The sequence below is a fragment of the Vreelandella songnenensis genome (genome assembly GCF_003002925.1).
GTDB classification, from domain to species: Bacteria; Pseudomonadota; Gammaproteobacteria; order Pseudomonadales; family Halomonadaceae; genus Vreelandella; species Vreelandella songnenensis.
The window spans coordinates 160,789-178,315 of the sequence record NZ_PVTK01000004.1; the positions used below are offsets into that span (position 1 = coordinate 160,789).

Sequence of the window (17,527 nt, forward strand, 5' to 3'; positions counted from 1 at the left end):
TGGGAATTTACGGTGGCGAGTGTCTAAACGCGTGGGAGAGTGTGTATGTCAGGGCCTTTGAACGGATTACGCGTACTCGATTTGAGCAGGGTAATGGCAGGTCCCTGGTGTACGCAGATACTCGCCGACATGGGGGCGGAGGTCATCAAGATAGAGCGCCCGGGCCTTGGCGACGATACGCGTCACTGGGGGCCGCCCTGGTGGCAGGGGGAGGGCGAGCAGGCACCTCAATCGGCTTACTATCTTTCCGCCAACCGTGGCAAGCACTCGGTGACCGTCGATATCGCACGCCCCGAGGGCCAGGCGCTACTGCATGAGCTGGCGGCCCAGTGCGATATCGTCGTGGAGAACTTCAAGACCGGCGGGCTGGTCGACAAGCGGCTCGACTATGTCAGCCTCTCGGCGATCAACCCCGCCCTTATCTACTGCTCCGTTACGGGGTTCGGCCAGACCGGGCCCATGGCCAGGATGGCGGGCTACGACTACCTGATTCAGGCCCAGGCGGGGCTGATGAGCATCACCGGCGTGCCGGATGGCTTGCCCGGTGCCGGGCCGCAGCGGGTAGGCATGGCCGTGGCGGATCTGACCACGGGAATGAATGCCGCGGTGGCCATTCTGGGCGCCCTGCATCATCGCCACCAGACCGGCGAAGGGCAGCATATCGACATGGCGCTGCTGGATGTGCAGGTAAGCTGGCTGGCCAATCAGGCGCTCAACTACTTCTGCAGCGACACGCCCCCCAAGCGCACCGGTGAATACCACCCCAATCTCGTGCCCTACCAGCCGTTTCCGACCGCGAACGGGGAAAAGGTGATCATTGCCATCGGCAATGACGGCCAGTTCCGGCGTTTCTGTAACGCGGTAGGCATTGCTCCTGTGGCGGATGATCCACGCTTTGTCACCAATCCTCAGCGCGTCAAGCATCGCGAAGCGCTGGTCGCGTTGATCAGTGACGTAACACGCGGTTTTGAAAGCACGGCACTCACCACGCTGCTGCAATCCATCAGCGTTCCCTGTGGCCCGATTCAGGATATCGCCCAGGTCTTCGAGGATGAGCAGGTAAAGGCTCGCGGCATGAAGATCGATGTACCTGGCAAGGCGGGCAGCGTGCCCGGCGTCGCCAACCCCATCAAGTACTCCAAAACGGCCTTGAGCTACACCAAGGCACCGCCGGCGCTGGGTGAAGACACCCGGGACGTGTTGACCCGGCTGCTGGGTAAAAGCGACGAAGCGGTTCGCCGCTTGCAGGAAAAGGGCGTGGTCTAGCGGCTCAGCCGACGGTGACGCCACCGCAGACGAACAGGGTCTGGCCAGTGATGAACCCGCTGCGCTGATCGCAGAAGAAGCTGACCGCGTGGGCGACCTCTTCAGGCTGGCCCATGCGCCCTACCGGCACGTTATCGATGATGCGCCGCGCGCGCTCGGAGTCCGGCGGGTTGTTCGCCCAGAACGCCGTGGTGGCAATCGGACCCGGGGCAACGCAGTTGACGGTAATGCCATCCTGTGCGAGCTCCAGTGCCCAGGTGCGCGCCATGGCCTGTACGGCGCCCTTGGTAGCGCTGTAGAGCGTTCTTGCCTCCTTGCCCAATACAACGCGGCTGGCGTTGAAGACAATCCGCCCGTTGCCGCTTTCGCGAAGCTTGGACAGCAGCGCCTTGGTGCACACCAATGCCGCGCGCACGTTCAGGTGCATCAACGTATCGAAATCATCGATGTCGGTATCATCAAGCAGCGCGGGCGCCACAATGCCGACGTTGTTGACCAGGCAGGCGACGGGCAGGCCCTCGGTGACTTTCAACAGAAGCTGCTGGGTGGCGGCGACGTCCGAGAGGTCGACCTGATAGGCGTGCTCCTTCAGCGAAGGCGCTTCAGGTTCGACGATGTCGAGCACGATGACGCGGTAGCCATCCTGCTGCAGACGCAGGGCGATTGCCTGACCGATATTACGGGCGCCGCCGGTAACGACAGCGAAGGGAGTCGTCATGAGTGCTCCTGGTAGGTAATGAGGCCGAGACGGGTCGCTCAGCTATCGTCGTCGCGAATGGACGAGGGGTGACGGCACAGCGGCCTCACCGTAATGTCCATGTAGGGAAAGAGTGGCAGGTTCGAGAGGAGCTCATGCAGTTCGCTATTGCTCTCTACATCAAAGATGCTGACGTTGGCGTAGCTGCCGGCGATGCGCCACAGATGGCGCCACTTGCCCTGAGCCTGAAGGTCCTGAGCATACTGCCGCTCTTGCGTCTTGATCTCGTTGGCCACGTCCTTGGACATGTCATGGGGCAGATTGACCACCATCTCCACGTGAAATAGCATCGCAATTTCTCCTCTTTGTGTGTTTCAAAAGGCGTTACAAGTAGCCAATACCATCCAGATAAGCCTTGCGCCAGCGACAGATGACGACACGCTCGAACAGGTCGGCCTGGCTGAACGGGTCAGCGTCGATGAAGGCCTGCGCCGCTTCGCGCGTTTCACAGTCGAGCAGGTAAAGTCCCCCGGAAGCGGTCTTGCCATCGTCGGAGAGCTTGGCACCGCAGGCCAGCAGACGCTCCTTGTGTGCGTCCAGATAGGCCAGGTGAACATCCCGGACCTCAAGGCGCAGCGCTTGGTGGTCGGGCTTGTCGAAGGTTTCGATCATGTACGGCACTGTCATCGCTCCTATGGTCAGAATTACGCGCCCAGATAGCCCCAGAGCCACACGGCGCCAGCGAAAATGACGCCCAGGTACATCAGGATCAACACCATGTAGCCCATCACGTCACGCAGTTTCAGGCCTGAAATGGCGAGTACGGGAAGTATCCAGAAGGGCTGAACCATATTGGTCCACTGATCGCCGATCTGTACTGCCAGCGCCGTCGCTGCATGAGAGGCGCCAAGCTCCGTGGCTGCCTCGATCATGACCGGCCCCTGAACGGCCCATTGGCCACCCCCGGAAGGCGCCAGAATGTTGATGACGCCGCCGCTGATAAACGACCAGATAGGCAGGGTCGCCGCACTCGAGATATCCACGAACAGGTTGGCAAAGCTGACCATCAGCCCAGAGCCTACGAGGATACCCATGATGCCGGCGTAGAAGGGGTACTGAATGATGATGCCCGATACGATGCGCACGCCGTCGTTCAAGGCGGCAAGATACTGGGCGGGCGATGCGAACAGCAGAATGCCGAGAAATACGAAAGTGAAGTTGACCGTATTGAGATTCAGCGATCCGCCGTTGAGGCTGTAGAGTGCTACATAGAGCATGCCCAGCAGGCCAATGCCGATGCCGATGAAACGACTATGATTGAGCCGCTCGGCCAGGGTGGCGCTCTGGATGTCACCCGGCGCTGGTGCCGCTGGCCTGTCTACGGTAGCGGGGTCGATTTCGACGATATCCTCGGGGCGCCTGGGGTGAAGCCAGGCGTTGAAAAGTGGCAGCGTGGCAATAATGAGGCCACTTGTAATAAGCAGAACCGGGGAGAAGATCGTTTCGGAAAGCGGGATCAGCCCCATCTCACCCTGCAGGAAATGTCCCTCGGTCGCGATCAGGAGCGGGACGCTTCCGGAAAGGCCAATACCGTAAAGCGCAAAGCCGGAATACGCCGCCGCGATGACCAACGGGTAATGCAGGCCCTTGACCTTCAAGGCCAGTTTCTGCGCCACGATACCACCGATCACCAGGCCAAACCCCCAGTTGAGCCAACTGCCGATACCCCCGATCAGCGTGGCAACCACGATGGCGGCAAAAGGCGTTCTGACGCAACCCGCGATGCGATCGAGAAGCCGGTCGACCAACGGCGTCTTGGCCAGAATGTAGCCCGCCAGCAGGATGACGGTCATCTGCATGCTGAAGGCGAGAAGCCCCCAGAAACCGTCTCCCCAGAAGCGGGTAGCGGCGAATACCGAGGTGCCTTCCACCAGCATGGCGAGCACGATAGTGACGGCGGTCAGCAGAATGGCGATGACCAGCGGATCAGGCATGTAGCGACTGACCAAGCGAGTAAAGAAATTGGCCATAGCCTGCATGGCGATTCTCCTGGAGTTGAAGTACTTTAATTGTACGTATGGCGTACTAGTGTTCGCATTGTGGTGATGATTGAGCTTATTGAGCGGGCTAACAATGCGACGTTAGTCGCAGCTTGTTCCATATGGCATCAAAGGAGAGACAGAGAGCATGACACAACCCATTGAGCGCGTCGTGATCGTGGGGGCTGGCACCATGGGTGTCACGCTTGCCAAGCTGATGCTGGCGCATCGGCTACCGGTGCGCATGATCGATAAGCAGGCGACCGCGCTTGAGGCGTGCCGCCGTGAGATCGAGCGGACGTTCTCTGAACATCTTGCGGCGGCAGGCGAGTTCGATGTCCAGACACACTGGTCCCAGGAGGGTGAAACCAGCATTATCATCGAGAGCGTAACGGAAAACCTGGCTATCAAGCGCGCGGTGATCGCCGAGGCCGAAGCGCACTGCGCCGCTACCACGCTGATCGTCACCAATACCTCCGGGCTTTCCATCGATGCGATTGGCCAGGGTATGCGTCATCCCGAACGCCTGGCCGGCGCGCACTTCTTTAACCCGGCGGATCTGATTCCCGCCGTGGAAGTCATTCCCGGCGCAGCCACTACGAAAGCGACGATTCACCATACCTGCACTTTCTTGACGGGGCTTGGCAAACGCCCTGCCGTACTCAATCAGAGCGTTCCGGGCTTTGTCGCCAACCGCATCCAGCACGCCATCATGCGCGAATGTCTCTCCCTCTTGGAGAAGGGCGTGGTCGATGCTGAGGCGCTGGATGAGATCGTCCAGTTCTCTATCGGCGTTCGGCTGGCGCTTAACGGGCCGCTGATGCAGCGCGACCTCAACGGACTTGATACACACCTCAATATTGCCCGCTACCTGTACGAGGATCTCGAAGACACTCACACGCCGTCCCGTCTGCTTGAAGAGTACGTGGCACAAGGGCGGCTGGGTGCCAAGACCGGGCAAGGGTTCTACTCATGGGATGACGCGCGTATCAAACGCCAGGAGCACCAGACCCGCGATAGCCTGGAGCGCATTATCGCGGTGGCAATGGAAGAAAAGAGGAGCGGTAACGATGGCGAACGCTAGCCAAGACCCACGTTGGCAACAGCGCCCGGAAGGGGCTAACTGGGGGGATTTCGGCCCCGATGACCAGCTGGGCAGAGTCAATCTGCTGGGACCCGAGCAGGTGCTGAAGGGGGCCCGCGAGGTCGTAACGGGAAACGTCTTCAGCCTGTCGCTGCCGCTGGATTTGCCGGGCGGCAATGCGCTCAATCCGCGGCGCTTTCCACCGCGTCTTGCGCCGACAAGCCTTGGCCAGAACGACTACCTCAACTTTCCGCTTGCCAACCTGCACCCGGGCCTCGTCGATGTCATCAGCGACGATCAGGTCGTGCTGTCGCTTCAGTACTCCTCCCAGTGGGATTCCCTGGCCCATGTAGGAGCGCTTTTCGACGCCGATGGTGATGGCCACGCCGAGCGGTGCTACTACAACGGCTATCGGGCTGAAACCGATATCCAGCGCCTGGACGGTGAAGAGGCATTGGGCCACTCTCGCGCCCAGCGTCTTGGGGTGGAAAACATGGCGGTGCACGGCATGCAGGGCCGAGGCGTATTGGTGGATCTGGTCCGTGTATACGGTCATGGACGCACGCTTGTCGGCTACAAGGAGCTGATGCGCGCCCTGGATGAGCTGAACGTCACCATTGAACCCGGCGACATGCTGGTGCTGCGCACGGGCTTTGCTGATGCAATCTTGGAGATGGCGGGTCAGCCGGATGTCGAAAAGCTAAAGCGGACCGGGGCGGTTCTGGACGGTACGGATGCGTCGCTGCTGCAATGGATAAGCGACAGCGGCATCGTTGCCATTTGCGCCGATAACTATGCCGTCGAGAATGCGGACAAGGCTATCGCGCCGGAGGATTGCTGCAAGCTGCCGTTACACCACCACTGCCTTTTCAAGCTGGGTCTGCCGCTTGCAGAGCTCTGGTATCTCACGCCCCTGGCCGATTGGCTGCACGAGCATCAGCGCTCACGTTTCTTGCTGACCGCGCCCCCTCTGAGATTACCCGGTGCTATCGGGTCACCGGTGACGCCTATTGCCACCGTCTGATACTACCCCTTCGGGGGGCACTGCTTCTCATACTTTTGTCGTGTGATGCTCGCTTCATGTCAGCGCTCTACGGTTCAACTTTTAGCTATGTGCATGTTTTAAATGGCTATTTTTTTAAGCTAAACGAAGGGAGGCCTGGCCTCCCTTTTTTAGTGGTTTGACGTAGCGCCAAGGCCTCTTTATTTTGTTCGTATTGCAAATCAATGTTCGTTTTACGAACAAATCTATTATGACGGCAATAAAATAGCTAAGAGGCAATTCAATGGCCGAGTTTCTCAGCTTGCATGACGCGGTAGCCCGCTACGTCGAAGACGGCGCTACCGTGGCCATGGAAGGTTTTACCCATCTCATTCCGTTCGCGGCGGGTCATGAAGTGATTCGTCAGCAAAAGCGCGACCTGACGCTGATCCGCATGACGCCGGACATCATCTACGATCAGTTGATCGGTGCCGGCTGCGCCAGGAAGGTAATCTTCTCCTGGGGCGGCAACCCGGGAGTGGGGTCACTGCACCGTTTGCGCGACGCCGTCGAGAAGGGCTGGCCGCACAAGGTCGAGATTCTCGAGCACAGCCACGCCGCCATGGCCTGCGCGTTCGAAGCCGGCGCGGCGGGCCTGCCGCTGGCGGTTTTCCGCGGCTATATCGGCAGCGAGTTGCCCAGCGTCAACGACCAGATCAAGTTCATCGAGTGCCCGTTTACCGGGGAACGCCTGGCCGCCGTGCCTTCGGTGCGCCCGGATGTGTCGATCATTCATGCCCAGCGGGCGGATCGCCAGGGCAACGTGCTGGTGGAAGGCATCGTCGGCGTGCAGAAGGAAGCCGTGCTGGCGGCCAAACACAGCATCGTCACCGTCGAGGAGGTCGTCGATGATCTTGACGCCCACCCCAACGCCTGCGTGATTCCCGGCTGGGCCATCAGCGCCGTGGCGGTTGCCGAGAAAGGAGCGCTGCCTTCCTATACCCACGGCTACTACGGGCGCAGCAACCGTTTCTACAAGGAGTGGGACGCCATTGCCCGCGACCGAGATACCTTCACTCAGTGGCTTGACGAAAACGTCTACCGTACACAGGAGAGCGCCCAATGAGCCTGGAGTATTCCGCTTCTGAAATGATGTCGGTGACCGCCGCCCGCGCGCTGGAAAACGGCTCGACCTGCTTTGTCGGTATCGGCCTGCCCTCAGAAGCCGCCAACCTGGCGCGCCTGACCCACGCCCCTGATGTGGTGCTGATCTACGAGTCCGGCACGCTGCAGACCAAACCCAACGTACTGCCGCTTTCCATCGGCGATGGCGAGCTTGCCGAAACCGCGCTGACCACGGTGGGCGTGCCGGAGATGTTCCGCTACTGGCTGCAGGGCGGCAAGATCGACGTCGGCTTCCTGGGCACCGCGCAGATCGACAAGTACTGCAATCTCAATACCACGCTGATCGGCGACTACCGCGAACCCAAGGTGCGCCTGCCCGGCGGTGGCGGGGCGCCCGAGATTGCCACCAATGCCGGTGAGGTATTCATCACGCTCAGGCATTCCCGGCGGGCGTTCGTCAAAAACGTCGATTTTGTCACTACGCTTGGCTTTGGTCGTGACGGCAAGGGGCGCGACAACGTACCCAATATCGGTAAAGGGCCGACCCGCGTGATTACCGACCTGTGTGTGATGAAGCCCGACCCGGACACCAAGGAGCTGGTCGTGGTATCGCTGCACCCCGGGGTCACTCGCGAAGAGGTCATGGACGCCACCGGCTGGGAAGTACGCTTTGCCGAGCGGCTTGAAAGTACGCCCGAACCAAGCGAAAACGAACTGACCATTCTGCGCGAGCTGAAAGCACGCACCGAGCAGGCCCACGCGGGCGCCTGAGGAGTTGATGATGACCGACGTTTATCTATGCCACCCCCGTCGTACGGCGGTAGGCCGCTTTGGTGGCACGCTGGCCGCCGTTCGCCCGGACGATATGGCCGCGACGATTTTCAAGGCCGTACTCGATGAAGCGGCGAATCTCGACCCGGCCGCCATCGAAGAGGTCTTCATGGGCTGTGCCAATCAGGCCGGTGAGGACAACCGCAACGTGGCGCGCATGGCGTCGCTTTTGGCGGGCATTCCCACCAGCGTGCCCGGCACCACCATGAACCGCCTGTGCGGCTCGGGCATGGACGCGGTGGGCACCGCGTTTCGCGCCATCAAGGCGGGCGAAATGGCCCTCGCCCTGGCCGGCGGCGTGGAGTCGATGTCCCGCGCGCCTTATGTCATGGGCAAGGCCGACAGCGCCTTCTCCCGCGGCCAGAAGATCGAGGACACCACCATCGGCTGGCGCTTCGTCAATCCGGCCATGAAAAAGTCCTTCGGCATCGACTCCATGCCGGAGACCGCGGAAAACGTCGCCGAGCAGTTCAATATCTCCCGCGAAGACCAGGACGCCTTTGCGCTGCGCTCCCAGCAGAAGGCCGCCGCTGCGCAAAAAGCCGGGCGCTTTACGCGTGAGATCACCGCCATCGAGATTCCGCGCCGCAAGCAGGAGCCGCTGGTGTTCGATACCGACGAGCACCCGCGGGAAACCTCGCTCGAGAAACTTGCCAGCCTGCCGACGCCCTTTCGTGACGGCGGCAGCGTGACCGCCGGCAACGCCTCCGGCGTCAACGACGGCGCTGCCGCCATGCTGGTGGCAAACGAGGAGGCGGTGAAGCGCCACGGCCTGACGCCGATGGCGAAGATCATCGGCATGGCCACGGCCGGGGTCGAGCCGCGCATCATGGGTTATGGCCCGGTGCCGGCGGTGAAGAAGCTGCTCGAGCGTACCGGGGTCGCCCTCGATGATATCGACGTGTTCGAGTTCAATGAAGCCTTCGCTGCTCAGGCGCTCGCCTGCATGCGCGACCTGGGGCTTGCGGATGACGACCCGCGGGTCAACCCCAACGGCGGCGCGATTGCGCTCGGCCATCCGCTCGGCATGTCCGGTGCGCGGCTGCTGCTGACCGCCGCTCATGAGCTGCAGCAAAGCGGTAAGCGCTACGCCCTGTGCACCATGTGCGTGGGTGTGGGACAAGGCATCGCCACGCTGATCGAACGCGCCTGACGGAGGTTGCATGACGTTTCTGGAGATCAATGGCCGCAGCGTGGCTTACCGGCTGCTCGGCGCGCACACCAGCCCGCTGGTGGTGCTGGCGCACCCGCTGGGCATGAGCCAGGCGGTGTGGGACGACGTCATCCCGGCACTCTTGCCGCGCTATCGTGTGCTGACCTGGGATCTGCCCGGTCACGGCGCAAGCCAGGGCGTGAGCGGCGAGCGCGTCACGCCGGCGGATCTCGCCAATGAGGCGCTGGCGCTGGTGGCTCAGGCCGGCGACGCACACTTTCACTTTGTGGGCACGTCCATCGGCGGAGTGATCGGTCAGCAGTTGATCGAGGCGCACAACGACCGGCTACTGTCGGCCACGCTCACCAATACCGGCGCGGTCATCGGCAATCCCGAGCTCTGGAATACCCGCGCTGCGCGGGTGCGCCAGGAAGGCCTTGCGGCGATGTCCCAGGAGATCGTGCCGCGCTGGTTTGCCCCCGCTACCTTTGAGGCGAACCCGGCGCTGAAGGCGGGGTGGTGCGTGCAGATGGGCCGCGGCGACGACGAATCCTACGCCCAGCTGTGCGAGATGCTCGGCCGCGATACCTTCACCGGGAAGCTTTCCGGCAAGGGCGTCAAGGTGCAGCTGATCGGCGGCAGTGAGGACCTCGCCACGCCGCCCGCGACGCTGAAAGCGCTGTCGGATGAGCTTGGCGGTGCGTCACTGGAGGTGCTTGATGGCGTGGGGCATGTGCCATCAGTAGAATCGCCAGAACAAATGGTGAAACATCTGAAGGAGGTGCTGGGCGCCTGGCGTTAGCCCTGACCCTATAGGGGCCAGGGCGGATAAAGCCAGCGTTGCCCAGGTTTAAAAGCCCAGGTTAAAAATAGGGCGCGAGCCTTGCACGCAGCTGCTCACGATAGCCAGAGCCATCGATTCGACTGTTGGTCAGCATGTTGTCCAGAAGCGCCTGACGTTTCTTGGCGGACGCAGGGAGCGCCTTGACGTGGGTGTCGATCCAGATGAGACGCTGCTGATGGTCCACCAGCAGGTTATCCAGGTGCAGGTCGCGGTGGTAGTAGCCGGCCTGGGCCAGTTCGGTCACCTGCGCGCTCAGGGTGTCGATGAACGTTGAACGACGCGCTTCATCCAGCCTTTCAAAATAGGTATGACCCGTCACGCAGTTATCCAGCCGCTCCATCGCATAAAGCGACCCTAGCGGGTTCAAAAAATTGAGTGCCACGCCGTAGCAGCGCACCGCTACGGTATTTTGCCCCAGTCCTTCGAGGATACGGCGGCTGGTGAACTCTTTATACGCATCATAGGAACCCGTCAGGCGCTTGGAGATGATATCGCGTCCCAGCCAGCGCCAGAAATCCTCTCTGGGCGAGTACTTGTCGCGTACCAGTTTAAAAAGGGTGCTGGTTTGCGCCTGGAAGTAGAAGTGGCTGCTGCTTTGACGATCAAGCTCGGGCAGCGGCTCCAGTTCTTCCAGGCTTAAAGACGGGGCAGCCGGGCCACCATGCACCAGGTACCAGCAAGGCTGTTGAGAGAAGCGAAAGCGCTGTAGCTTTTTTAACATGGGGAAACCTTACGAGTCACCTTATGGTGCTGGCCCTTGGCAGCATCGACGTCGATACGTCAATGCGTTGCCACAGTGTCAATGTGGGTTTCAAAAGGCGGGGAATTCACAAATACTGACACCATAGCGTAATAGTTATACTGCTAATATCAAGAATTTTCACCAGCGGCCCGGCGGCTTGTCTGTGTAAAACGCCAGCAGCAAAAAGCCCAGGCAAGGCCTGGGCTTTTTGTAGAAAGGCGGTACTCGGTTCTTGCCTCAACACTCGATGGCATTCACCGCCAACCCCCCCTTGGAGGTCTCCTTGTACTTGTCGAGCATGTCGCGGCCGGTGTCACGCATGGTGCGGATCACCTTGTCGAGCGAGATGAAGTGGGTGCCGTCGCCGCGCAGGGCCATCTGGGCGGCGTTGATCGCCTTGATGGTGGCAATCGCGTTGCGCTCGATGCAGGGCACTTGAACCAGCCCTCCCACCGGGTCGCAGGTCAGCCCAAGGTTGTGCTCAAGGCCGATCTCCGCGGCGTTTTCCACCTGCTCAGGCGTTGCTCCCATGACCTCGGCCAGGCCCGCTGCGGCCATGGCGCAGGCGGAGCCCACCTCGCCCTGACAACCCACTTCCGCGCCGGAGATGGAGGCGTTCTTCTTGCACAGGATGCCGATGGCGCCCGCCGCCAGCAGGAAATCCACCACGTTGCGCTCGCAGGCACCGTCCTGGAACTTCATGTAGTAGTGCAGCACGGCGGGAATGATGCCCGCGGCCCCGTTGGTGGGTGCGGTGACCATGCGCCCGCCGGCGGCGTTCTCCTCGTTCACGGCCAGCGCGAAGATATTGACCCACTCCATGGCGGAAAAGGTCGTGGCAATCAGGCAGGTGTTCTGCTCGGCCGCAATCAGACGCTGGTGAAGCTGGCGTGCCCGGCGCTTGACGTTGAGCCCGCCGGGCAGCACGCCTTCATGGGTCAGGCCGTTGTCGATGCACTCGCACATGACCTGCCAGATGCGCCAGAGCTCATTCCGGACCTCCTGCTCGCCGCGCCAGGTCTTCTCGTTTTCCAGCATCAGCTGGCTGATGCTCATGTTCTCGCGCTTGCAGATCGCCAGCAGCTCTTCGGCGGAGTTGAAATCGAAGGGGATCTTGGCGGTGTCCATGTCCTCGAGCTTGGCATCCACCTGGCTCTGGTCGACCACGAAGCCGCCGCCCACCGAGTAGTAGGTGTTCTCCAGCAGCGCACGGCCGTCTTGATCGAAGGCGCAGAGCTTCATGGCATTGGGGTGATGGGGCAGGCTCTCTTCGTGAAAGATCATGTCCCGTTCCCAGACGAACTCGATATCCACCTGACGATCGAGCGCCAGCCGTCGGGTCTCCTTCAGCGTGGCGATCTCGGGGGTGATGATCGATGGGTCGATCGCATCAGGGCGTTCGCCGAGCAGGCCCATGATGATGGCGTGGTCGGTTCCATGCCCGATACCGGTGGCCGAGAGCGAGCCGTACAGATGCACTTCCAGGCGGCTTGCCTGGCCAAGCACCTGCTTGTCCCGCAGGGCCGCCGTGAACTTGAAGGCGGCCATCATGGGGCCGACCGTGTGCGAGCTGGACGGCCCGACGCCGATCTTGAAAAGGTCGAAGACACTGATGGGCATGGAAGACCTCTGAACTGGAAATAAAAAGCCGGCTCACCGGACGTTGGACAGGATAAACGCGGATTGATGCCGCCCGTCGCGCCAGACAGTGAGCAGACTTGATTATTGTTCTGCTGATAGTGGGTATACGTTAACCCGCAAGGCTAGTTGCCGAACACCACCGTGCGACCGTTGTGCAAGAACACGCGACGCTCGAGATGATAGCCAATGGCCCGGGCGAGCGTCAGGCACTCGATATCGCGCCCCTTGGCCACCAGATCTTCCGGGTAGTGGGCGTGATCGACCGGCTCGACCCCCTGGGCGATGATCGGCCCTTCGTCGAGGTCGTTGTTGATGTAGTGCGCCGTGGCACCCACGAGCTTCACGCCTTTCTCGTAGGCCTGGTGATAGGGTTTTGCGCCCTTGAAACCGGGCAGCAGCGAGTGGTGAATATTGATCGCCCGCCCGTCCAGAAGCTCGCACATGCGCGGCGACAGTACCTGCATGTAGCGCGCCAGGATCACCAGCTCCGCCCCGGTTTCCTCGATGATATCGAGCACCTGGGCTTCCTGCTCGGCCTTGGTATCGGGGGTGATCGGTAGATGATGGTAAGGCAGATCGTGCCAGCTCGCCAGGGATTCAAGGTCCGGATGGTTGGAGATGATCGCCTTGATATCCAGCGGCAGCTGCCCGGTGCGGTAGCGGTAGAGCAGATCGTTCAGACAGTGATCCGCCTTGGAGACGAGAATCACCGCCCCCGTGCGCTTGGCCGGCGCGGTCAGCTCGAAGGTCATGTCGAACTCGTCCGCCCGCGGCTGAAAATCGTTCTGAAACGCCTGCTCGTCGAACGCCTCGCGCTCGGGGCGGAACTCCGCCCGGATGAAGAAGCGCTCGCCCAGCCGGTCATCGAACGAGCTGAGTTCGGTAATGTAGCAGTGCTGCTCTTTCAAGAAGCGAGTCACCACATCCACCGTGCCCAGAATGCTGGGGCATTGGGCGGCAAGTATCCAGGTATCCGTCATTCGGCTCATGGCGCGTCTCTTTCATCGGCTGGGTCAGCAGTCAGGGCAGGCCGGCCGTACCGGCCTGTGGGTTTATTGTTGTAGATCGACGCCGTACTCGCTTGATGCGTCGAGCAGCCAGCGGTAGCAGTAGTCGGCGAAGCTGCGGCGCACGACCAGCTCCCACTCGGCCTCGGACGGGCGGCGCAGAACCACACTGGCCTTGGCGAACACCGTGGTCACCCCCTTGCCTACCGGGAAGGCGCTGGGGTGCACGTCGTAGGAGATCGACTTCATCAGCACCTCGCGGGCGTTCTCGCCGCTCAAGCTGAGCACGGTCTGACCGCCGCTGGCGTTGACGATGCTGAAGTGAGCGTCACCAAGCGCCTCGCGCAGCGCGTGCTCGAGCGTGCACTCCTCGCCACCGGGCACGATGAGGAGCCACTCGTCCGGGGAGAGCCATTGAATCGAGCGCTCGCCGCTGTCATCGAAGACAAGCGCGTTGGGCTTGGCCGGCAGGTTCATGTCCAGCACCTGGCGCACCGCTTCATCCAGCACGATCGCCCCGCCGCGCAGTACCAGATGGCCCAGCAGGGCCTTTTCACGCAGGGTGACGCCGGCGCGCTGGCTGCCAGCACCCGGTACCGGGTGCTGGCGATAGCTCCACGCCAGGGGGGATTCGACCTGCGGATTGCCCTCAGGCACGGTGTTGAACTCTCGCACGTTAGACATGCTGGCGCTCTCCTTTCGGGTCGATGAAGACGGGGCTTACGATTTCGGCCTCGTAGACCGTGCCATCGGTCATGGGGATGTAGACGGTCTGGCCCATCCGGTCGCGGCCCCCCATGACCACCGCCAGCGCAAAGCCGTGCTTGAGTGATGCGCTGTAGTAGCTCGAGGTCACGTGGCCCTTCATGTCCATGGGAATCGACTGCTTGCCGTCGAAGACGATCTGCGCGCCCTCTTCCAGCACGACATTCGGGTCTTTCGGCTTCAGGCCGACGAACTGCTTGCGGTCGCCGCGCAGCGTATCCGGGCGGCTGAGGGCGCGCTTGCCGATCCAGGGGAAGGGCTTGTCGTAGCCGATCGCCCACTGCATGCCGAGATCTTCCGGTGTCACCGAACCGTCGGTGTCCTGGCCGACGATGATCAGGCCCTTTTCGGCACGCAGCACGTGCATGGTTTCGGTGCCGTAGGGCGTGAGGTTGTACTTCTCGCCGTGCTCGAAGAGCTTCTTCCAGACGTGCAGGGCGTAGTTGGCCTGCACGTTAATCTCGAAGGCCAGCTCGCCGGTGAACGAGATACGGAAGATGCGTGCCGGCACCTCGGCGACGGTCGCGTCGCGCCAGTCCATGAACTTGAAGCTCTCGCGATCGAGGTCCATGTCGGTCAGCTCGGACAACAGCTTGCGCGCGTCCGGGCCGGTGACGGTCATGGTTGCCCAGTGGTCGGTCACGGAGTTGAAGTAGACCTGAAGCTCCGGCCACTCGGTCTGGTGCCAAAGCTCCAGCCACTCGAGCACGCCTGCCGCGCCGCCGGTGGTGGTGGTCATCAAAAAGTGGTTATCACCCAGGCAGCTGGTAGTGCCGTCGTCCATCAGCATGCCGTCGTCTTTACACATCAGCCCGTAGCGTACGCGCCCGGGCGCCAGCTGGGCCCACTTGTTGGTGTAGACACGGCCCAGGAACTCGCGGGCGTCCGGACCCTGAATGTCGATCTTGCCAAGTGTCGAGGCATCGAGAATGCCCACGCCTTCGCGTACCGCCAGGCACTCGCGGTTGACCGCTTCATGCAGGGTCTCTTTCTTGCCGTTCACCGTCCGGGGAAAATACCAGGGACGCTTCCACTGGCCCACGTCCTCGAATTCGGCGCCGTTTTCCACATGCCACTGATGCAGCGCGGTGTAGCGTTTCGGGTCGAACAACTCGCCACAGTGGCGGCCGACTATGGCGCCGAAGGTGACCGGCGTGTAGTTGGGGCGAAAGACCGTGGTGCCGACTTCGGGAATCGAGCGGTCCAGGCAGCGCGCGGCGATGGCCATGCCGTTGATGTTGCCAAGCTTGCCCTGGTCGGTTCCAAAGCCAAGCGCGGTGTAGCGCTTGACGTGCTCGATGGACTCGAAGCCTTCCCGCGTGGCGACTTCGATGCCCGCGGCGGTCACATCGTTTTGCAGATCGACGAACTGCTTGGGCGCACGCAGGGCGCTCTTTTCATGAGGCACCTGGTAGAGCGCACAGGCCGGAGATTCACGCCGCGTGCGAGTGGCGGGCAGGGCGATATCCTGCGCGCCGGAAAAGCCGCGTTCCTGTGCGGCCTGACGGCCCGCACGGGCGCCGTCAGCGAGCGTTTCACCCAGATCAAACTGGCCGGCCACCCCGCCCGCCGAGATCATGCCCTTGACCTTGCCGGGCACGAAGCCCAAAAGCGCTTCATCCCACTGCGGGCGTGTGCCGGTGTGCGATGAGAGGTGCACCACCGGGCTGTAGCCGCCGGAGGTGGCGATGGTGTCGCACTCGAGCTCATCAACCTTGCCGGTGACCACGAAGCGCTCGAGGTCGACGGCGGAGACGCGGGCGCCGGTGACGCGCTGATGGCCGCGTGCCTCGATGACGGCGCTATTGGTAATCACGCGAATGCCGCTGTCACGGGCCTGACGCACCAGGTCGCCGTCCGGGTTGGCGCGCGCATCGACGATCGCCACCACCTTGCGTCCGGCTTCCTGCCAGTCAAGCGCGGCGCGGTAGGCGTGGTCGTTGCTGGTAGAGAGCACCAGGCGGTTACCGGGCACCACTGCATAACGGCGGATGTAGTTGGAGACGGCACCGGCGAGCATATTGCCGGGCAGGTCGTTATTGGCGTAAACGAGCGGGCGCTCGTGGGTGCCGCTGGCAAGTACCACCTGGCCTGCGCGTACGCGGTGCAGCCGCGCCCGGGACTGCCCCGAAAAGCCCGCCGCGCGGGCGGTATCGGCCAGGTGTTCGGTGCGCCGCTCGTGCAGGGTGACGAAATTGTGGTCGTGATAGCCGTTGGCGGTGGTGCGCGGCAGCAGTGTGACATTGGCAAGGCCCGCAAGCTCCTTGAGCGTCTGCTCGACCCAGCGCGTGGCGGCAACGCCGTCCAGGGTCTCGCGGCTATCAAGAAGCGAGCCGCCCATCTCTTCCTGCTCGTCGCAGAGAATCACCCGCGCCCCGGCACGCGCTGCGGCCAGCGCTGCGGCAAGTCCTGCCGGGCCTGCGCCAATCACCATCACATCGCAGTGGTGGTGCATGTGATCGTAGATATCCGGGTCGGACTCGGTCGGGGCGCGGCCAAGGCCCGCGCCCATGCGGATGTACTTTTCATAGGTCATCCACATCGAGGCCGGCGCCATGAAGGTCTTGTAGTAGAACCCCGGCGGCATGAAGCCACCCCCCAGGCGGCCCACCCAGCTCATCACATCGCGCTGGACGTTGGGCCAGCCGTTGGTGCTGCGCGCGACCAGGCCGTTGTAAAGCCCCTGCTGGGTCGCGCGGACGTTGGGCACCTGGGTGTCGGCGCGGGCACCCAGCTGCACCACGGCATTGGGCTCTTCGGCCCCGGCGGCGACGATGCCGCGGGCGCGTGAGTACTTGAAGCTACGGTTGACGATGTTCACGCCGTTGGCGAGCAGCGCCGAGGCCAGGGTATCGCCCTTGAAGCCCTGATAGCGCTGGCCGTTGAAGGTGAACTCGAGCACCTGCGAGCGATCGACACGCCCGCCGGCATCAATACGATTGGACTGGGTCATGACGAGGTCTCCTCGTTCAGTGCCTTGGATTCGGGCTGGGCGCCCACGGTCTGCCAGCCGCCGTCGGCGGTTTGTACGCCTTGCTCCTTGCGTAGCTTTTCCGAGTCGGCCGTGATGGTCGGCTGCTCTCCCATGGGGTAGGTCTCGAGAATGTCGTAGGTCACCGTGTTGCGGGTGATGTTGAAAAACTTGCGACAGCCCACCGAATGAACCCACATCTCGTGGTGAATACCGCGCGGGTTGTTGCGAAAGAACAGGTAGTCGCCCCACTCCTCGTCGCTGGTATTGTCCGGGTCAGCAGGGCGCATCAGGTGGGCCTGGCCGCGAGCGTGAAATTCCTCTTCCTCGCGGTGCTCCTGGCAGTAGGGGCAGAAGATATGAAACATGTCGGGCTCTCC

The 17,527-nt window shown here is 62.1% G+C and carries 17 protein-coding genes; 7 read left to right on the plus strand and 10 right to left on the minus strand.

All coding sequences use genetic code 11. The features are described 5' to 3' along the window. Window positions 1-45 precede the first annotated feature (45 nt). On the plus strand, window positions 46-1,266 hold the full coding sequence (locus tag B0H98_RS08755) for a CaiB/BaiF CoA transferase family protein (RefSeq protein ID WP_106374685.1): 1,221 nt from the start codon (window positions 46-48) through the stop codon (window positions 1,264-1,266). A 4-nt stretch (window positions 1,267-1,270) separates the two neighbouring features. Here the strand turns inward: B0H98_RS08755 and B0H98_RS08760 are convergent, their stop codons facing one another. Genes B0H98_RS08760 through B0H98_RS08775 form a run of 4 tightly spaced genes read right to left on the minus strand, consistent with a single transcriptional unit; the run spans window position 1,271 to window position 4,002 of the window. Then, entirely contained in the window at window positions 1,271-1,984 is a 714-nt protein-coding gene (locus B0H98_RS08760) for an SDR family NAD(P)-dependent oxidoreductase (RefSeq protein ID WP_106374686.1), read from the minus strand. A gap of 38 nt (window positions 1,985-2,022) precedes the next feature. Then, the gene (catC, locus tag B0H98_RS08765) at window positions 2,023-2,313 is read right to left on the minus strand and encodes a muconolactone Delta-isomerase (protein WP_106374687.1); all 291 of its coding nucleotides are present in this window, start codon (window positions 2,311-2,313) and stop codon (window positions 2,023-2,025) included. Between the two features lie 34 nt (window positions 2,314-2,347). Beyond that, window positions 2,348-2,635: a YciI family protein gene (locus B0H98_RS08770; RefSeq protein ID WP_244183052.1), complete on the minus strand. Its 288-nt coding sequence runs from the start codon at window positions 2,633-2,635 to the stop codon at window positions 2,348-2,350. 32 nt (window positions 2,636-2,667) lie between these two features. Then, a complete protein-coding gene (locus B0H98_RS08775; RefSeq protein WP_106374689.1) occupies window positions 2,668-4,002 on the minus strand; it encodes a short-chain fatty acid transporter in 1,335 nt (444 codons plus the stop codon). A gap of 148 nt (window positions 4,003-4,150) precedes the next feature. Between B0H98_RS08775 and B0H98_RS08780 the strand changes: the two genes are divergently transcribed. From B0H98_RS08780 to B0H98_RS08805, 6 genes are all read left to right on the plus strand, one after another. Beyond that, a complete protein-coding gene (locus tag B0H98_RS08780; RefSeq protein ID WP_106374690.1) occupies window positions 4,151-5,086 on the plus strand; it encodes a 3-hydroxyacyl-CoA dehydrogenase NAD-binding domain-containing protein in 936 nt (311 codons plus the stop codon). Continuing rightward, window positions 5,073-6,110 carry a cyclase family protein gene (locus B0H98_RS08785; RefSeq protein WP_106374691.1) on the plus strand — a complete coding sequence of 346 codons (1,038 nt, stop codon included), beginning with the start codon at window positions 5,073-5,075 and terminating at the stop codon, window positions 6,108-6,110. Before B0H98_RS08780 ends, B0H98_RS08785 begins: the two co-directional genes overlap by 14 nt. Window positions 6,111-6,372: 262 nt before the next feature. Continuing rightward, window positions 6,373-7,194 carry a CoA transferase subunit A gene (locus B0H98_RS08790; protein ID WP_106374692.1) on the plus strand — a complete coding sequence of 274 codons (822 nt, stop codon included), beginning with the start codon at window positions 6,373-6,375 and terminating at the stop codon, window positions 7,192-7,194. After that, window positions 7,191-7,964, plus strand: coding sequence for a CoA-transferase subunit beta (locus B0H98_RS08795; protein ID WP_106374693.1), 774 nt, complete (start codon window positions 7,191-7,193; stop codon window positions 7,962-7,964). Before B0H98_RS08790 ends, B0H98_RS08795 begins: the two co-directional genes overlap by 4 nt. A gap of 10 nt (window positions 7,965-7,974) precedes the next feature. Continuing rightward, entirely contained in the window at window positions 7,975-9,177 is a 1,203-nt protein-coding gene (pcaF, locus tag B0H98_RS08800; protein WP_106374694.1) for a 3-oxoadipyl-CoA thiolase, read from the plus strand. Between the two features lie 10 nt (window positions 9,178-9,187). Next, window positions 9,188-9,979, plus strand: coding sequence for an alpha/beta fold hydrolase (locus B0H98_RS08805; protein ID WP_106374695.1), 792 nt, complete (start codon window positions 9,188-9,190; stop codon window positions 9,977-9,979). Between the two features lie 61 nt (window positions 9,980-10,040). Here B0H98_RS08805 and B0H98_RS08810 read toward each other — a convergent pair whose 3' ends face one another. From B0H98_RS08810 to B0H98_RS08835, 6 genes are all read right to left on the minus strand, one after another. After that, the gene (locus B0H98_RS08810; RefSeq protein WP_106374696.1) at window positions 10,041-10,742 is read right to left on the minus strand and encodes a protein kinase family protein; all 702 of its coding nucleotides are present in this window, start codon (window positions 10,740-10,742) and stop codon (window positions 10,041-10,043) included. Between the two features lie 258 nt (window positions 10,743-11,000). Further along, complete coding sequence (locus B0H98_RS08815) at window positions 11,001-12,383, minus strand: L-serine ammonia-lyase (RefSeq protein ID WP_106374697.1); 1,383 nt, start codon at window positions 12,381-12,383, stop codon at window positions 11,001-11,003. Between the two features lie 143 nt (window positions 12,384-12,526). Continuing rightward, window positions 12,527-13,393, minus strand: a complete 867-nt coding sequence (gene purU, locus B0H98_RS08820) for a formyltetrahydrofolate deformylase (protein ID WP_106374698.1) — start codon at window positions 13,391-13,393, stop codon at window positions 12,527-12,529. Window positions 13,394-13,456: 63 nt separating this feature from the next. Beyond that, the gene (locus B0H98_RS08825; protein ID WP_106374699.1) at window positions 13,457-14,095 is read right to left on the minus strand and encodes a sarcosine oxidase subunit gamma; all 639 of its coding nucleotides are present in this window, start codon (window positions 14,093-14,095) and stop codon (window positions 13,457-13,459) included. Next, entirely contained in the window at window positions 14,088-17,129 is a 3,042-nt protein-coding gene (locus tag B0H98_RS08830) for a sarcosine oxidase subunit alpha family protein (protein ID WP_106374700.1), read from the minus strand. Before B0H98_RS08830 ends, B0H98_RS08825 begins: the two co-directional genes overlap by 8 nt. After that, on the minus strand, window positions 17,126-17,515 hold the full coding sequence (locus B0H98_RS08835; RefSeq protein WP_106374701.1) for a sarcosine oxidase subunit delta: 390 nt from the start codon (window positions 17,513-17,515) through the stop codon (window positions 17,126-17,128). The genes B0H98_RS08830 and B0H98_RS08835 overlap by 4 nt, the downstream gene beginning before the upstream one ends. Between the last annotated feature and the right edge of the window lie 12 nt (window positions 17,516-17,527).

Bases quoted from the DNA above. Each gene is read 5' to 3' on its own strand.
- B0H98_RS08830 (WP_106374700.1), bottom strand. From the start codon at position 17,129: ATGACCCAGTCCAATCGTATTGATGCCGGCGGGCGTGTCGATCGCTCG.
- B0H98_RS08770 (WP_244183052.1), bottom strand. From the start codon at position 2,635: ATGATCGAAACCTTCGACAAGCCCGACCACCAAGCGCTGCGCCTTGAG.
- B0H98_RS08835 (WP_106374701.1), bottom strand. From the start codon at position 17,515: ATGTTTCATATCTTCTGCCCCTACTGCCAGGAGCACCGCGAGGAAGAG.
- B0H98_RS08780 (WP_106374690.1), top strand. From the start codon at position 4,151: ATGACACAACCCATTGAGCGCGTCGTGATCGTGGGGGCTGGCACCATG.
- pcaF (WP_106374694.1), top strand. From the start codon at position 7,975: ATGACCGACGTTTATCTATGCCACCCCCGTCGTACGGCGGTAGGCCGC.
- B0H98_RS08810 (WP_106374696.1), bottom strand. From the start codon at position 10,742: ATGTTAAAAAAGCTACAGCGCTTTCGCTTCTCTCAACAGCCTTGCTGG.
- B0H98_RS08795 (WP_106374693.1), top strand. From the start codon at position 7,191: ATGAGCCTGGAGTATTCCGCTTCTGAAATGATGTCGGTGACCGCCGCC.
- B0H98_RS08790 (WP_106374692.1), top strand. From the start codon at position 6,373: ATGGCCGAGTTTCTCAGCTTGCATGACGCGGTAGCCCGCTACGTCGAA.
- purU (WP_106374698.1), bottom strand. From the start codon at position 13,393: ATGAGCCGAATGACGGATACCTGGATACTTGCCGCCCAATGCCCCAGC.
- B0H98_RS08785 (WP_106374691.1), top strand. From the start codon at position 5,073: ATGGCGAACGCTAGCCAAGACCCACGTTGGCAACAGCGCCCGGAAGGG.
- B0H98_RS08825 (WP_106374699.1), bottom strand. From the start codon at position 14,095: ATGTCTAACGTGCGAGAGTTCAACACCGTGCCTGAGGGCAATCCGCAG.
- B0H98_RS08805 (WP_106374695.1), top strand. From the start codon at position 9,188: ATGACGTTTCTGGAGATCAATGGCCGCAGCGTGGCTTACCGGCTGCTC.
- B0H98_RS08815 (WP_106374697.1), bottom strand. From the start codon at position 12,383: ATGCCCATCAGTGTCTTCGACCTTTTCAAGATCGGCGTCGGGCCGTCC.
- B0H98_RS08760 (WP_106374686.1), bottom strand. From the start codon at position 1,984: ATGACGACTCCCTTCGCTGTCGTTACCGGCGGCGCCCGTAATATCGGT.
- B0H98_RS08755 (WP_106374685.1), top strand. From the start codon at position 46: ATGTCAGGGCCTTTGAACGGATTACGCGTACTCGATTTGAGCAGGGTA.
- B0H98_RS08775 (WP_106374689.1), bottom strand. From the start codon at position 4,002: ATGCAGGCTATGGCCAATTTCTTTACTCGCTTGGTCAGTCGCTACATG.
- catC (WP_106374687.1), bottom strand. From the start codon at position 2,313: ATGCTATTTCACGTGGAGATGGTGGTCAATCTGCCCCATGACATGTCC.